This window comes from Gaoshiqia sediminis, from assembly GCF_025907915.1.
Lineage (GTDB): Bacteria > Bacteroidota > Bacteroidia > Bacteroidales > Prolixibacteraceae > Gaoshiqia > Gaoshiqia sediminis.
Map to the genome: position 1 here is coordinate 87,498 of NZ_JAPAAF010000004.1, position 15,909 is coordinate 103,406.

At 43.3% G+C, this 15,909-nt stretch carries 17 protein-coding genes; 14 read left to right on the forward strand and 3 right to left on the reverse strand.

Going from position 1 to position 15,909, the window contains the following annotated elements:
• Positions 1-61: 61 nt before the first annotated feature.
• A complete protein-coding gene (gene uvrA / locus N2K84_RS04430; RefSeq protein WP_282590573.1) occupies positions 62-2,863 on the reverse strand; it encodes an excinuclease ABC subunit UvrA in 2,802 nt (933 codons plus the stop codon).
• A gap of 157 nt (positions 2,864-3,020) precedes the next feature.
• Between uvrA and N2K84_RS04435 the strand changes: the two genes are divergently transcribed.
• From N2K84_RS04435 to N2K84_RS04500, 14 genes are all read left to right on the forward strand, one after another.
• Entirely contained in the window at positions 3,021-3,614 is a 594-nt protein-coding gene (locus N2K84_RS04435; RefSeq protein WP_282590574.1) for an RNA polymerase sigma factor, read from the forward strand.
• Between the two features lie 72 nt (positions 3,615-3,686).
• A complete protein-coding gene (locus tag N2K84_RS04440; protein ID WP_282590575.1) occupies positions 3,687-3,917 on the forward strand; it encodes a hypothetical protein in 231 nt (76 codons plus the stop codon).
• 102 nt (positions 3,918-4,019) lie between these two features.
• Positions 4,020-4,865 carry an SPFH domain-containing protein gene (locus N2K84_RS04445; protein ID WP_282590576.1) on the forward strand — a complete coding sequence of 282 codons (846 nt, stop codon included), beginning with the start codon at positions 4,020-4,022 and terminating at the stop codon, positions 4,863-4,865.
• Positions 4,866-4,883: 18 nt separating this feature from the next.
• Positions 4,884-5,105 carry a hypothetical protein gene (locus N2K84_RS04450; RefSeq protein ID WP_282590577.1) on the forward strand — a complete coding sequence of 74 codons (222 nt, stop codon included), beginning with the start codon at positions 4,884-4,886 and terminating at the stop codon, positions 5,103-5,105.
• A 104-nt stretch (positions 5,106-5,209) separates the two neighbouring features.
• A complete protein-coding gene (locus N2K84_RS04455; protein WP_282590578.1) occupies positions 5,210-5,395 on the forward strand; it encodes a type II toxin-antitoxin system antitoxin in 186 nt (61 codons plus the stop codon).
• An 11-nt stretch (positions 5,396-5,406) separates the two neighbouring features.
• The gene (locus tag N2K84_RS04460) at positions 5,407-5,616 is read left to right on the forward strand and encodes a zinc ribbon domain-containing protein (protein WP_282590579.1); all 210 of its coding nucleotides are present in this window, start codon (positions 5,407-5,409) and stop codon (positions 5,614-5,616) included.
• A gap of 297 nt (positions 5,617-5,913) precedes the next feature.
• Positions 5,914-6,585, forward strand: coding sequence for a Crp/Fnr family transcriptional regulator (locus tag N2K84_RS04465; protein WP_282590580.1), 672 nt, complete (start codon positions 5,914-5,916; stop codon positions 6,583-6,585).
• Positions 6,586-6,725: 140 nt separating this feature from the next.
• Positions 6,726-7,757 carry a hypothetical protein gene (locus N2K84_RS04470; protein ID WP_282590581.1) on the forward strand — a complete coding sequence of 344 codons (1,032 nt, stop codon included), beginning with the start codon at positions 6,726-6,728 and terminating at the stop codon, positions 7,755-7,757.
• 74 nt (positions 7,758-7,831) lie between these two features.
• Complete coding sequence (locus N2K84_RS04475; RefSeq protein ID WP_282590582.1) at positions 7,832-8,218, forward strand: c-type cytochrome; 387 nt, start codon at positions 7,832-7,834, stop codon at positions 8,216-8,218.
• A 25-nt stretch (positions 8,219-8,243) separates the two neighbouring features.
• Entirely contained in the window at positions 8,244-9,128 is an 885-nt protein-coding gene (locus N2K84_RS04480) for a DUF5777 family beta-barrel protein (protein ID WP_282590583.1), read from the forward strand.
• 24 nt (positions 9,129-9,152) lie between these two features.
• A complete protein-coding gene (locus tag N2K84_RS04485) occupies positions 9,153-9,572 on the forward strand; it encodes a c-type cytochrome (RefSeq protein WP_282590584.1) in 420 nt (139 codons plus the stop codon).
• Positions 9,573-9,661: 89 nt separating this feature from the next.
• Positions 9,662-10,600 carry a cytochrome c3 family protein gene (locus N2K84_RS04490; protein ID WP_282590585.1) on the forward strand — a complete coding sequence of 313 codons (939 nt, stop codon included), beginning with the start codon at positions 9,662-9,664 and terminating at the stop codon, positions 10,598-10,600.
• 2 nt (positions 10,601-10,602) lie between these two features.
• A complete protein-coding gene (locus tag N2K84_RS04495) occupies positions 10,603-11,229 on the forward strand; it encodes a cytochrome b/b6 domain-containing protein (protein ID WP_282590586.1) in 627 nt (208 codons plus the stop codon).
• Between the two features lie 888 nt (positions 11,230-12,117).
• Positions 12,118-13,293 (forward strand): OmpA family protein, encoded by a 1,176-nt coding sequence (locus N2K84_RS04500; RefSeq protein ID WP_282590587.1) that lies wholly within the window; start codon positions 12,118-12,120, stop codon positions 13,291-13,293.
• 102 nt (positions 13,294-13,395) lie between these two features.
• Here the strand turns inward: N2K84_RS04500 and N2K84_RS04505 are convergent, their stop codons facing one another.
• Positions 13,396-14,673: a M16 family metallopeptidase gene (locus tag N2K84_RS04505; RefSeq protein ID WP_282590588.1), complete on the reverse strand. Its 1,278-nt coding sequence runs from the start codon at positions 14,671-14,673 to the stop codon at positions 13,396-13,398.
• The gene (locus N2K84_RS04510) at positions 14,670-15,908 is read right to left on the reverse strand and encodes a M16 family metallopeptidase (RefSeq protein ID WP_282590589.1); all 1,239 of its coding nucleotides are present in this window, start codon (positions 15,906-15,908) and stop codon (positions 14,670-14,672) included. The genes N2K84_RS04505 and N2K84_RS04510 overlap by 4 nt, the downstream gene beginning before the upstream one ends.
• Between the last annotated feature and the right edge of the window lies 1 nt (position 15,909).

Sequence of the window (15,909 nt, forward strand, 5' to 3'; positions counted from 1 at the left end):
AAGATACAGGTTTTTAGGGCATACGCACGAATAACTGTTTAAAATAGTTGCATGGTTTGCGTTATAGTTTGCTTGCCAGTGCGTTGCCCGTAAAAGATACTGCCGATTTGGCCAGGTCTTCCGGCTTGCCTTCAAAGATGACCTGCCCGCCGTTTTTCCCGCCTTCAGGTCCCAGGTCGATTACCCAGTCGGCCGATTTGATTACGTCCAGGTTGTGCTCGATGATAATGATACTGTGCCCGCGGGAAATCAGCGCATTGAACGACACCAGTAACTTATTGATATCATGAAAGTGTAGACCGGTTGTCGGTTCATCAAAAATGAAAAGGGTGGGAGAGTCTTTCTCTTTAGCCAAAAATGCTGCCAGCTTTACACGCTGGCTCTCGCCGCCCGACAAGGTGGAAGAGCTTTGACCAAGCTTTACGTAGCCCAAGCCAACATCCTGCAAGGGTTGCAGCTTTTTGGCCACTTTCTTTTCGGTTGAGCTTTTCCCGTGACCAAAAAATTCGATCGCTTCGTTCACGGTCATTTCCAGTACATCGTAAATGTTTTTTCCCCGGTATTCTACTTCCAGTATTTCCTCTTTGAAACGTTTGCCCTGACAGCTTTCGCAAACCAGGTGGACATCGGCCATAAATTGCATCTCGACATTGATTTCGCCTTCACCCTGGCATTCTTCGCAGCGACCGCCATCCACATTGAAGGAGAAATGTGACGGTTTGAACCCCTGGTATTTTGATGCTGGCAAATCGGCATACAATTTCCGGATTTCGTCGTAGGCTTTCAGGTAGGTCACCGGGTTGGAACGGGATGATTTTCCAATCGGGTTTTGATCAACAAATTCAACGGCAGTCAGTCGGTTAATATCGCCTTTGATGGCATCGTGCTGTCCGGTTTTTTCACTGAACCCGCCAAAAAGCTTGGCTACCCCGGGGTATAGTATTTTGCTGACCAGGGTGGATTTTCCGGAACCACTGACCCCGGTTACCGCTGTAATCGTGTTTAGCGGAAATTTGACCGTAATATTTCTCAGGTTGTTTTCCCGCGCACCGATCACTTCAATGAAATCGGTCCATTTTCGGCGTACAGATGGCGTTTCAATTTTGCGGGTGCCGTTCAGGTAGTCAGCTGTCAGGCTATTTTTTGCGGTGAGCAACTGTTTGTGGTCGCCTTGAAAAACCAATTCGCCACCGTGAATTCCTGCTTTTGGGCCAATGTCGATAATTTCGTCAGCCGCGCGGATAATTTCTTCATCATGTTCGACTACCAAAACTGTGTTGCCTATTTTTTGAAGCTTTCGGAGTACCTCGATCAGCCGTTCGGTATCCTTCGGATGCAGCCCAATGCTGGGTTCATCCAAAATATACAGCGATCCAACCAGGCTCGATCCCAGCGATGTGGCCAGGTTGATCCGCTGTGATTCGCCTCCGGAGAGCGTTGACGACAACCGGTTTAGGGTCAGGTAACCTAAACCAACATCGCATAGAAAATTCAGCCGGCTAGTGATTTCAATCAAAATCCGGCGCGCGATTTTCAGTTCATGTTCGCCCAGTTTTATGTGGCTGAAAAATTCACGTAACTCGTTTACGGGCATCAACACCAAATCCTGAAGCGGAGTATTGGCCACCTGTACATAACCGGCTTCTTTTTTCAGACGTGTTCCCCGACAGTCAGGGCAAGTGGTTTTGCCCCGGTAACGGGCCAGCATTACCCTGTACTGAATTTTATAGCTTTTTTCTTCCAGCATTTTAAAAAAGGCATCAATTCCTTTGAAATAGGCATTCCCTTTCCAAAGCAGGCGTTGCTGTTCGGGGCTGAGTTCATAGTAGGGCTTGTGGATCGGGAATCCAAAGCGCGACGCGTTTTGAATCAGCTGGTCTTTCCAGAGCTTCATGCTTTCGCCTTTCCAACAGGCCACGGCATCCTGATAAACCGACAGGGTTTTGTTTGGGATGACGAGGTCTTCGTCGATACCGATAACTTTTCCGTATCCCTCGCAGGTAGGGCATGCCCCAACCGGGTTGTTGAAGCTGAACATGTGCTCGCTGGGCTCTTCAAATGCCATTCCGTCAGCTTCAAAAAGATTCGAAAATTTCTCTTCCAATACCTTTTCGCCCTGGTAAACTTTGATCAGACATTCGCCGTGTCCTTCAAAAAATGCGGTCTGCACCGAATCGGCCATACGGCTGACGTTATCTTCGTCGCGACTGGCCTGTAAGCGATCCACCACCAGGTTGCAGTTGCCGGAGCAAAAATCATCTGGATTTTCACTTAACAGTTCATCGATTCGTTGAATGCCTTTGGGCGTTTCGATGCGCGAAAAACCCTGTTGAAGCAGCAATTCCGCTTCTTCCAGGATTGAACGGCCATTTTTTGCCCGAAGCGGTGAACTGATCAGCAAGCGGGTTTCTTCCGGGAACGAGCAGATGAAATCAACCACATCGCCAACCTGGTGGCGCTTCACTTCTTTCCCCGAAATGGGCGAAATTGTTTTGCCAATGCGGGCATAGAGCAATTTCAGGTAATCGTAAATTTCGGTTGATGTGCCCACGGTGGAGCGCGGGTTGCGGGTGTTCACCTTTTGCTCGATGGCAATAGCTGGCGGAATCCCTTTGATAAAATCGACCTCCGGTTTATTGATTCGGCCCAGGAACTGCCGGGCATACGACGACAGGCTTTCTACGTAGCGACGTTGTCCTTCGGCATACAGGGTATCGAAGGCCAGCGACGATTTTCCCGAGCCTGAAAGTCCGGTGACAACAATCAGTTTGTTGCGCGGGATTTTCAGCTCGATGTTCTTCAGATTGTGTACGCAGGCCCCTTTTATATGAATGTTATTTGCGGCAGAGCTGTCTTTTGTCATGAAAATGTGATTTTTTTAATCGGGCAAATTTGCATTTCAACCAAAAATCAGTGAAATTTACCTCGTGCAAAATTAAGAAATACTTTTACTCATTCTAAAAACCGGTTGCCTATAGACGAATTTTACTTTTTTGTTTTAAAAAACTAAATAGAAAGTAATGTTCAGCACAATCACTTCTGATGATAATTTGCTTGTTCAGCAATTTATCAATGGCGACCAATCAGCAATCGAAACGCTTGTCGGCCGTCATCAACACCGGGTTTTTACCTACATCGTTTTAATTGTCAAGAATCAGCAGTTGGCCGAGGATATTTTTCAGGACACCTTTATTAAGGTGATTCGTTCACTGAAAACCGGGAAATACACCGAAAACGGAAAATTTGTTTCCTGGGTGCTCCGGATTGCTCACAACTTGATTATCGACCATTTTCGAAAGGAAAAGTTACAGAATACTACTTCCAACGAAGATTCGGAATACGATCTGTTCAATTCGCCCCGCTTTTCGGATGAAAATATTGAAGACCAGTTGGTTTTTGAGCAAATCCGGTCCGATATTCGCCGGTTGATCGATGAGCTGCCCGACGACCAGCGACAGGTAATCATTATGCGCCATTACCTGGGCCTAAGTTTCAAAGAAATTGCCGAACGTACTGATGTAAGCATCAATACGGCTTTGGGACGTATGCGGTATGCACTGATCAACCTGCGCAAGATCATCGAGAAGAACAACCTGATACTCACAAAAATTTAGGCTTCTTGCGGAGCAATATAATTTTTGTATGGGCGTTTGAATGTTGATGTTTTACTTTAATACTCAGTGCCTATGAACGAAAATTATACCTTGAATTATTTTTTACGTGCATTACAGCAGGAAGCAGTGGGATGGGAATTGAATCCAGGGCAAATTATGGAGAGTGCAGGGATGAAGAAGATAGCCGGTAAGAATGAAAATTTACCATCGAAAAAAGTATTGGCAGGAATTATGGATTTTGCAAAATCCTACGATGCCGTAAAGACCCGCACTGTTGGATATATTGAAATGAATTTCAACTAAAAAACACCTGTTTTTGTATTGCAGAGCATCTTGACAAAGATGCTTTTTTTTCGTTATTTAGTGATATCAAATTGATATTAGTATGAATTAAAATCTGATATTATGGAAAGGTCTTATGCTGCAAAATCGGGTTACTTGTTTTTGGTACTTGAATTCATCTTTTTGGTGCTTTCATTTTTGGGCTTCATGCGCGGGATGGTACTGCCTTCGGCTATTTTAATTCTGGTTTTTGTTTTTTGTGCGCTAGGCTTTGTGATTGTCAATCCGAACGAGAGCCTGGTGCTGGTGCTATTTGGTGAATACAAAGGCACGATCAAGAAGAATGGTTTTTTCTGGGCAAATCCACTTTTCAGCAAGAAGAAAATCTCGCTGCGGGCGCGTAACCTGGACAGTGAACCAATTAAGGTAAATGATAAAATTGGTAATCCTGTCATGATTGGTGTTGTGTTGGTTTGGCGGGTGAGCAATACCTTTAAGGCTGCTTTTGATGTAAATGACTACGAACATTTTGTCGATATTCAGACCGAAGCTGCGATCCGAAAATTGGCCGGGCTTTATCCCTACGATAATTTTGAAGATGAAGCGGCCGAGATTACCCTGCGTAGTGGTGGAGAAGAAGTTAACGAGGAGCTTGAACGTGAAGTGACCGAACGTTTGGCTATCGCCGGAATTGAAGTGATGGAGGCGCGAATCAACTATCTGGCCTACGCACAGGAAATTGCCCAGGCCATGCTGAAACGCCAGCAGGCAACCGCCATTGTTGCTGCCCGTTTCAAAATTGTAGAAGGTGCGGTCAGTATGGTAGAAATGGCCTTGGACGAATTGAGCAAGAAAGAAATTGTTGTGCTGGATGAGGAGAAAAAAGCCACCATGGTCAGCAATCTGATGGTTGTATTGTGCGGCGACAAAGAGGTAAGTCCGGTAGTGAATACAGGCAGTATCTATTAACTTTTAGGTCAGTTTATCATGAAAAGATTGGACAATGATCGTGAGCTGGATAACATGCGAAACGATCCGGATAATTATATCTGGGGCATCTTTTATTTCAACCCGAAAGATTACCGGGTGATACTTCCGAAACGAAACCGGTTTTTGGGCTGGACCCTGAATTTTGCCAAAGCAGAATCATACCTGATTCTTTTGATTCTTGTTGCAGCCGGTTATGTTCTGGGCCACATGTTTGGATAAGGGCAACAAGTAATATTGGAAACAGCAATAATATAATAAGGTAGGTGCTATTGAAAACAACTGATGAAAAGCAATACGCCGAAAGCCTTGGTGAGGATTGAGAGATGGCAGGGAAAAAATCATTTGTTTTACGACTGGATCCGAAGGATTATGAGGCACTGGAGCGTTGGGCTGCCGATGAATTCCGGAGCATCAACGGGCAACTGGAATGGATTATCCACCAGGCGCTGAAAGATGCCGGGAGAAAACCCGGTTCCTCAAAAAATGAAGAAAATTCATCAACCGATTAAGTAAATTTATCATGAAGCAAACGTATCAATGCCCCAAGTGTGGCGGACGCAAAGTTGAAGTTGACCGGATCCGGACTACCGGTGACGGTTTTACCCGGTTTTTCAATATTCAAAACAGGCGTTTTACAGCGGTGTCGTGTTCAGCCTGTGGTTATACTGAATTTTACAAAGGCAGCCCATCGGGTAAAATGAGCGATGTCTTTGATTTCCTTACAAACTGACGGAAAAAGCAGGGAGTTATTTTTTTGTCCGGGTTTTGGGTATTTATGACCGGAAATAGAAGTGATTTAAAACATCTTTTCTTTTTGTTTGTTTTAAATATTTGGCTTTCAGTTCAATATTCGTGATTGTGGTTACATATGCAATCCTATCGATTTGATAAGCCAGAAATATCTGTATGTTTACAAGGATATTGATATCTACTCATGCAGCAATGTAATTTTTTACATAAATGAAAGAAGAAGATGTTTGACGATTCTATTAATAGAGAATGTGCCAATTGTAAAAGAGCTTGTTGTTTGAAATGTTTTCCGGAGGAGGAAGCATCTATTTTCAGGACGTTGACTGCTGATGAGCTGGAGTATCTGACGGCTTGCAAGCAGAGCGTCATTTTTAATCCCGGAGAAACGATCATCAAGCAAAACACATCATCTACTTACTTCGTCTGTATTAAAGAAGGTATGGCCAAGGTGGTTGCCGAAAGCATGAAAGGGAAAAATGTAATCCTCAGGCTGGTGTCTTCGCATAGCTTGGTGACAGCCGGTGGCGTTGTAAGCGACGATATCCGTCATTTTACGGTTACGGCTATCACACGGGTGGAATGTTGTTTCATCGATTCGTCAAAACTTCAGCAGTTGATTGAACGAAACAGCCGTTTTTCATACGAATTGCTAAAATATAACAACAAGCAGAACATCCAGATGCTCAACACACTGGTTGGCCTGACGCAGAAATATATGCCTGGTCGGGTTGCAGATACCTTACTTTACCTGAAAAACAACATTTACCAAACCAATCCTTTCAACTGCAACCTTAACAAGCAGGAACTCGCAGAAATGTCGGGAATGACCAAAGAAAGTTTTATCCGTAGTTTAAAGGAACTTGAATTGTCAGGCATTGTCCGTCAAAATAAACGCCAAATTGAAATTGTGAAGGAAGACGACTTGATGTTGATCAGCAAAAACGGTTGATTGATATATATCAACTTTCTTCTCGTCATATGTCATACCGCTCATTCCGGGTTTAATACGATCCAATTCTATTTTTAGGGTAATAAAAAAGCAACTGAATTGTTTTTCCTGAATTATTGACCGTATTAAATCTAAAGCTTATGAAAATCAGAGAAATACTCCGATTGTTGGCCATTATAGCTCTGGTACTATTTATGCTGCCATCTTGTGTAAAAGAAGGACCTCCGGGACTTGACGGTGCCAACGGAAAAGATGGGGTGGATGGAGTTGACGGGCAGGATGGTCAGGATGGAATCGTATCCTGCGTAGCTTGCCACAACCTAACCACACGCGACGCCATTACTTCTGCCTGGGCAGTTTCCAAGCACGGAATCGGAGCAACGGCAGCCCGTAGCTCTACCGCAAGCTGTGCCCCTTGTCATTCACACGAAGGTTTTGTAAACTTTATCAATAACCCGGGCGCTGCACCGGTGGCCATTTCCAATCCGGGTTCAATCAGCTGTGCAACCTGCCACACCAATCATAACAGCTTCGACTTTGAAAATGACGGCGCAGACTATGCTTTGCGGACAAACGCTGCAGTAAAGATGATCATGTATGATGATCCAACAAAAGTTCTCGACTTTCAGAATTCATCAAATATGTGTGTCAATTGCCACCAGTCGCGCCCGGTAAGTCCGGCGTTGGCACCTGATGCCGATGGGAATTACAGTATTGCCAATTATCGTTTTGGTCCGCATCATGGTCCGCAAGGTAATCTTCTGGAAGGGGTTGGCGGATATGAGCTGGCTGGAGGGGTGCAATATCCCGGAACCAAGTCGCACCCTCACCGCAAAAGCACAAATGCTTGTGTTACCTGTCATATGCATGAGGGGGACCATACTTTTAAAGCAAGCCTGGCTTCGTGTACCGATTGTCATGGTACGATAGATAACTTCAATGTGAACAGTGTTCAAACAGAAGTCCATGAATTGATGGAAGAGCTTGCTGAACTATTGGTAACCGCAGGTGCTTTGGATGCAGACAGGAACATAATTGCCGGTACGTATCCGATCGAAGTTGCCGGAGCGGTGTATAATTGGAAAACCATTGAAGAAGATCGCAGTATGGGCGTTCATAATCCGGCATATATCAAGGCTCTTTTGACAAATTCTATTGAAGCGCTACAGTAGTAGCTCGTTTATGTCCGGGAAGCTTCTGCCAACAGGGTGTCTTTAATTTATAATTTTTGCCTGAAATGAAAAAAATGAAAATATTCTGTCTGATTTTCCTCGTTGGATTTTTATTTGGCGCTTGCGAGTATAATTTTATTGTCCCTGAAGAGGTTCCTCCCATAGATAATGGTGGTGGAAATGGCGAAGAAACTGTTAGCTTTTCGACTCAGGTACTACCCATTTTTAGCGCCAATTGCGCCTCGTGCCACAAAACCGGCAGCACCAAGCCCGATCTAACGGCAGCCAATGCCTATCAAAGCATCTATACAAGCAAGTATATTGATGTTTCGAGCCCGGAGCAAAGCAAGATCTATTCATTTGTGAAAAACGGGGCTTCGACACATAAGCATAAACAATATACGGCAATCGAAGGTCAGTTGATGTTGACCTGGATCACCGAAGGGGCAAAGAACAATTAGTGATTATCTAAATGAACCTACAAACATGAAGAAAGTGTTAATATTTATCGTGTTCGGTCTGTTGGTTAGCACGAACTTGTGGGCGCAGGACGAAACTGCCCCTCAGCCCCAAGTAAAGGATAAGCCGGTTCGATTTGCCTGGGAGAGCGGTATGTTGATCGACAACCAAACTTCATATATACCCACTGTCAAAACGCTGGAACTGGTTATTCAGCATAAATTTGGCGACATATCAAATGGTCATTCCGATTTGTGGGGGATATATGCACCATCCAACAATATCCGATTAGGGTTGAATTACGTGGTCGCTAACAATGTGCAGGTTGGCTGGGGGATCTCCAAAAAGAATATGTACAATGATTTTAATGCGAAATGGACTATTCTGGAACAAACCCGAAACAACACGATTCCGGTATTTGTGACTTTATACGGAAACCTGGCGTTGGATGGCAGTTCTGACGAAACATTTGGAACTGTTTACAAATTTTCCGACAGGATTTCTTATTTCAGTCAATTGATTGTTGGTCGCAAAGTTACTGAATGGTTTTCGGTGCAGGGAGCGGTCAGCTTTGCGCATGCCAATTCGACGCCTGCAGAACATGATCATGATCGGATTGGCTTGCATGTAAACGGTCGGATTAAAGTTCGCCCGCAAGGATCGATCATCTGTACTTATGATGCTCCGTTGAAAATTGATAAAATATCGGAGCAACGGCCGGAATGGGACAATCATCCCAAACCGGGGCTAACGTTTGGTTATGAGGTTTCGACAAGTACTCATGCTTTCCAGATTTTCATGGGGAATTCAACAGGCCTTGTGCCACAGGATAATCTGATGAACAATTTCAATAAAATAGATAAAGATAATTTTGCTATCGGCTTTACAATTACCCGTTTGTGGAGCTTTTAGACCGGACATTTAAAATTGTTGATTATGAAAAAGTACACCAATGTATTCGTATTACTAATGGTTGTGATTTCGACAGGTTTGTTATTGTCTTTCGCAACTGTACAGGACAAAAAGGACGGAGGCCCCTGGAACGTTCCTGAGAAGTATAAAACCATGCAAAATGCTCATAATGGGGATGAGGGGCTGGTTAAAATCGGCAAAATGCACTACATCAAACATTGCAAGTCGTGCCACGGTGGCGACGGATTGGGCGACGGGCCAAAAGCCGCCAGCATGAAAACCAAGATGAATTCGTTTAAAAGTGCTGAATTCCAATCTCAGAAGGATGGCGTAATTTATTATCAATCGTTTATCGGTCGCGACGAAATGCCAAATTTTGAAAGTAAAATCCCGGACGATGAGGATCGCTGGGCGGTGGTAAATTACCTCAGAACGTTAAAATAGTAACATGTTACAATTGTCCCCGGAATTGAAAGTCATTGGTTTGGGTGGAATGGTTTTCAATTCGGGGGCAATTGCTTAATTTTTTTGGTATGCGATACTTCAAACTTTTGCTGATCTTTTCATTTATTGTTTTGTTTTCCGGGGAGGAAGCAATAGGATCAACTTTGCCGGAAGAGAGCAGACAGTGTCTGAAATGTCATGCCAATCAAACATATTCGTACTACAACGATTGGATTGAAGCCGAGCAGAAGAGGATGATGAATCCGTTTTATATCATTGACACCACCCTGTTTATTTCAGGTGTTCATGGTGGATTTAAGTGTTTCGACTGCCATTCGTCAGATTATGAAACCTATCCGCATGAGGCCGAACTAAAGCTGGAGCCACTGAGCACCTGTATCGATTGTCACGGAGGTGATGACACGTATGCGGATTTTCAGTTTGAACGCATAGAAGAAGAGTTTCAAAAAAGTGTGCATTACGAAATGGCCGGTGAGGCCTTTTCGTGTTCCAAGTGTCACAATCAGCATTATTATACTCCGGTTACCCGGACAAGCCATACGGTCGGCGCCATTGTTAGCTACAGTAATGACATGTGCCTTTCGTGTCATGACAATACCTTAAAATACCAAACCGTGTCGGCCGGGCAAGGGCCTCAGTTGAAACAGGTTCATGATTGGCTCCCAAGCCAGGAGCGCCATTTTAAAAGTGTACGGTGTATCGATTGTCATACCGTGGTGATTGATTCGCTGATGGTTTCGCATAATATTATGAACAAATCGGAAGCTTTGCGCGATTGCAATGGCTGTCATTCATCCAATTCACTCTTGAAAGCGTCGTTGTACAAATATGAAAATCTTCAATCAAGGGCAAGTGATGGTTCACTTGGTTCGGTTTTTACAAACGAAGCATACATCATTGGCGCTAATCAAAATCCGTTGATGAAGCTTTTTAGTCTTTTACTGATCGGTTTCACGGTGTTGGGTATTGCCGCTCATTGGGTCTTGCGAGTTCTAAAAAAGAAATAACCATGAATTCATCAAATCGAATCTATCTGTATCCGCTTTGGGTGCGAATTTGGCATGGTGTCAATGCCTTGGGGATTATTTTTTTAATCATCTCGGGTCTCCGAATGCAATATGCTGATGTTGACCTGTTTGGTTTCAGTTTTAAAACAGCGATTACGCTTCATAATGTAGCAGGAGTTTCCATTTCTGTAAACTACGTACTTTTCTTAATCGGTAATTTTGTCACAACCAATAAATATCACTACCGGGTTGAGTTGGACCAGTTGGTAGAAAAGCTAAAGCTTCAATCCAATTATTACTTGTCCGGTATTTTCACAAATGAACCAGCTCCATTCCCGGTCTCGCCTAAGCAGAAATTTAATCCGCTTCAGAAATACGTTTACATTGCTGTCATGTATGTGCTTGTTCCCTTACTAATTGTTACAGGTATTGCCTTGTTGTTTCCGGAGTTGATTGTTGAACGGATCTACTCCTTTAGCGGGATTTACCTGACTGCTTTGCTGCATGGGGCTATTGGCCTGTTTATTTTCATCTTCCTGATCATTCATTTGTATATTGCTTCGATGGGAAAAAATCCGTTGATTGCTTTCCGGAGTATGATTGATGGGTTTCATGATGTGTCTCATTAAGGTTTCAGAATTATTTATTGCTCACTTTTATCTCAGGATACTGCAAGATTGCTGCGTGATCATAAATTGGCTCGTTGTTTCAATGGCTTTCTGGTTCAAAATTTTTGATACTTTGGGTTATTATAAGCCGCTTATTTCTTTCGGTTGCGAAGAAACAGGCGGTTTGTTTCTGATTTCTGGCATTGCTTCTTAGTCTGCTTTATTTCTCAGATGGGAAAATGTCGTTGACTTCTCATTTTAATTTTCCTCATTGAATTTTCACATGCCATACGTTGAGTCATAGATCCCGCATTTTATTTTTGGAAATTATTTGAGATTTGGCTGCTGTTTGATTGAATTTCGAGGTGCAGACTACTCCAAGTTACCGGTGAAAATTTTATTCGTTTCTTGTTTTATTGAAGTTTTATCAGTAAAAAGAGTTTGATATTAAGCGTGTTATCGTGTGTTGTTGAAATGATTTTTAATTTGTTGATATACTTTAATATAGAATTCTTATTTTTGCTTTTGTAAAATACTTTTATTTTAGTATATTTTGAACGTCATATTTGTTTTATTTCAATCGGCTATGTTTGAACATTGTTGAAGAAATTCCAAGTGAATGAGAGACATAATGAAGAGGGGGTTGTTTTGTTTCTACTAGATGTTACAGATGCTGGTTGGCTAATAAAAAGGATGACAACAAGGAGTATGGGAGCGAAGATGATATATTGGAGTTGAAAATCTGTTAGTTCGAATGTATATTATTTTTGGCTTGATTATTGATAGAGAGGAGTCTTTATTTGCTGTCTATTTGGAAAAAAATTAAGACCAATACAATAGGTTTAGCGTTTGAGATTTTAAAGTGAATATATTTTCTAATTATTCGAATTAATAATTAATTATAGATCTATGAAAAAAGCAATTTTACTTTTTGTTGTTCTGGGCCTGTTGAGTGGATTGAGTTATGCTCAGGAAGCTAAGTTTAATAAATGGTCCTTGGAAGGTGGTATTGGCTTAACAAAACCTTTTGAAAATTTCGAGCAAGGTTTTCGTTCTGCAACACCTGATTTTCTGGCTACCGAATTGGGTGTTCGGTATATGATTAGTGAGTATTTTGGACTTAAACTGGGGTTGGGCTACAATCAGTTTTCCGAAGCTGATAACAGCCAGGATTTTACCTCTGATCAATATCGAGTTGATCTGCAAGGAGTAGTTAACCTGGGACGGTTGATGAAATTTGAAAGTTGGACAAAAACTTTTAACCTGTTGGCCCATGGTGGTGTAGGTGTTGGTAAGTTGGAATACGATCTTAACCCAAATGCGAAAGACAAGGTTGGTATTCTCCTTGCCGGTGCAACTGCTCAGGTGAGATTATCCCCACGGGTATCGTTGAACATTGATGGTACTGCCATGAGCAATATCCGTCAAAACTTGTCTTTTGATGGTACGGGCCCTGGAAGCGAGCATAATTTAGGGATTGTCTTTAACGGGACAGTAGGTTTATCGATATCTCTGGGCAAAAATAAATCACATGCTGATTGGTACTTACGCGAGAATGAGGCCATTAATCAAATTGACCTGAAAATTGCTGATCTTGACAAACGTGTTAAAGATTTGGAAGACAACACTGCCAGCAAACAAGACCTGAAAAAGACACAAGACGGAGTAGATGATTTAAGCAAAGAAGTGGACGCACTGAAAGACAAATTGGATACACCTCCTGCTACTTATGAGGACTTTTTGAAAAAGATGGTGAACGATGGTTATATCAATATCTATTTCGACTTCAACAGTGCTAAAGTAAATCAATCATCAGTTGTTTCTGTTGGTTTCCTGAAGACCTATCTGCAGAAAAATGCAGGTGTACAGGTTGATGTATTGGGATACGCTGACGAACTGGGAAGTGACGGTTACAATCAGAAGCTTTCAGAACAACGCGCCCAGGCAGCTGCAAAATTGTTGGCTGAATCTGGCATTGAACAGTCAAGGTTGAACGCTGTAGGCAAAGGTGAAGACACAAGTGTTGACAAGAGTTCGGCTCAGGCCCGTCAAATGGCCAGAAGAGTAAGTTTTGTCGTGAAATAATTGCTGACTATTTGATTGCACAATCGTGCCATAAAACGTATAAAAAATGCCTTGGTTCAGACGAGCCAAGGCATTTTATTTTTGGGATGGATTGGTTGTAAATTAATTTTTTCCGGCAATCACGGTGTAAAATGAATCAGCAGTAAAATACGTTTTCGCCAAACGCATCAGTTGTGAAGGCGATACATGAAGCAAGGTTTGGTAGTAATCATCATAAAAACGGTAATTCAGCCCAAAATCGTGTACGTTTCGGAACGTTTGAGCCAGCGCAAAAGGACCATCCAGATCGCGTATAAATTCCCCCAGCAGATACTGACGGACTCGTTCCAGTTCATCATCGCTTACCGGTTGCTGACACAGCAATTCAATTTCATGGAAGATCTCGTTCAAGGTAGCTTTTTCGTAACTTTTATCCACCTCCGTGGCAATGGTGAGGTAGCCGGCCTCGTTTAAGCTAAAAAAGCTGGCCCCGATTCCGTATGTGTACCCTTTTTCTTCGCGGATATTTGCCATCAGCCTTGAACTGAAATAACCGCCCAAGAGTGTCACCAGGATTTGCAACGGCAAATAATCGGGATGTTCTTTCCCGACCAAAATCTTGCCTACCCTAATGGCCGACTGAATGGCATCGGGTTTTGAAACATGCAATAACTTGGTTGGCGAGTTCGACGGTTGAAATGTAGCTGGCTCTGCTGGCTCTTGTTTCCAGTCGGACCCGCCAAAATATCGGTTGATCAATTCGGTAAGCCCTTCATCAAAACGACCGGCAACTAAAATCTCGCAATTGCCGGCATGGTAAAAATGGCGGTGAAAGTCAATCAATGATTGAAGTTGCAGTGAATCAAAATCTTCTTTTTTAACGGTTTGGGCATACGGATGTCCGTCGCCGAACAACAGTTCCGAAAACTTTTTCTGACACAGCACTTTCACTTTTTCATTTTCCAGCAGAAAACGTTGTTTGCGGCGTTGTACGAGTGTTTCGAATTCATTTTCCGGGAAAAGTGGGTTCTTCAGAAAATCTTCGACAACAGGTAACAAACGCGGTAAATGGCGTGTGAGGCTGATCAGGCTGACGGTGCCATAATGCTGATCGGCCATGAGTTGCAGGTATGCGCCATGAAAGTCCATAATCTCTGCGGTTTGCGCAGCCGAATACTGTTGGCTCCCTTCCTGTAGCATGGCATTGCACATGGCTGCCTGCAGTTGTACTTCCTGTTGCCAGGTGCCGGCCTTGAAAATGAAATCGATTTTACACACTTCCTGTGTGCCAGCATGCAATAAAAACAGGGGCACACCATTGTCTAGCGTTCTTTTTTCGGGTGGAATGAATAATGGTTTGTCAATATTCCTGATGGTGGGTGCTATTTCTCTGTTGATCATGATTTTGCCAGGTAATTTAGTTGAGAACAATTTTCGGGGTGAAATAATTTTTGAGCCGTTTGCATCAAATCCGCCGGAGTAACAGACCGGTAGATGTCCAGCTGTTCATTAATCAGTTCTGCCTTCCCGATGTTCTCAAATGTGGCCAGTTCCTGGGCCATATTCAGGTAATTCATTTGCGAATAGACGTGGTTGGCCTCAATCTTGTTCTTTACTTTCTCCAGTTCAGCTGTCGGAACCAGTTGGTTTTGCAGTTTATGCAGTTCCTGCCAAACGGCTTTTTGTGCTTTTTCGATGCTTACCTGCTGGGCCAGTTTGCCCGACACCAAAAATAAGCCAGGATCATGATCGCCCGAAATGTAAGCATCTAACTCGACAAACAATCGTTCCTCCTTCACCAGTTTTTGGTAAAGGCGGGAGGAGTTCCCGTTTGAAAGTACATCCGAAATGATATCGCAAATGTAATATTCCCGGCTTTTGCGGTCATCCATGTGGAAGGCCAGGTAGAGGGCTGTATCGGGTACCGGCCGTTCCACCGTTTTCTCGCGGAAAGCGGTTTGGACGGGCTCTACAGGCAATGCGGGTTTTTGCACCTTCCGATTGGGAATTTGGCCAAACCATTTTTCTGCCAACCGTAAACTTTCATCGATATCCACATTTCCACTCAGTACCAGCACTGCGTTGTCGGGGGCATAAAAGCGGTAAAAAAACGATTTCACATCGTCCAGGCTGGCATCGGCGATGTGGTTGATCTCTTTTCCGATGGTGGGCCAATTGTAGGGATGTACCCGGTACGCCAGTTCACGGATCAATGCCCAAACATCGCCGTAAGGTTGGTTCAGGTTTCGTTGCTTAAATTCCTCGATTACCACGTTTCGTTGCACATTCAGGCTGTCTTCCGAAAAATCGAGTTCCAGCATACGGTCCGATTCCAGCCAAAAACCGGTTTCCAGATTGGCTTTTGGAATTGTCAGGTAATAGTTTGTTAAATCGTTCGTTGTGTAAGCGTTATTTTCGCCACCTGCCCGTTGAAGGGGTAAATCGTAGTCGGGAATATGTTTCGATCCTCCAAACATCAGGTGTTCAAATAAATGTGCAAAACCGGTTCGATTTGGATCTTCGTGTTTGGCACCAACGTGGTAACACACATCCACGGCTGCCATAGGCGTGGAGTAATCTGGATACACGATCACCTGCAATCCGTTATCCAGTTTATGTCGGTAAAATTGAATCATT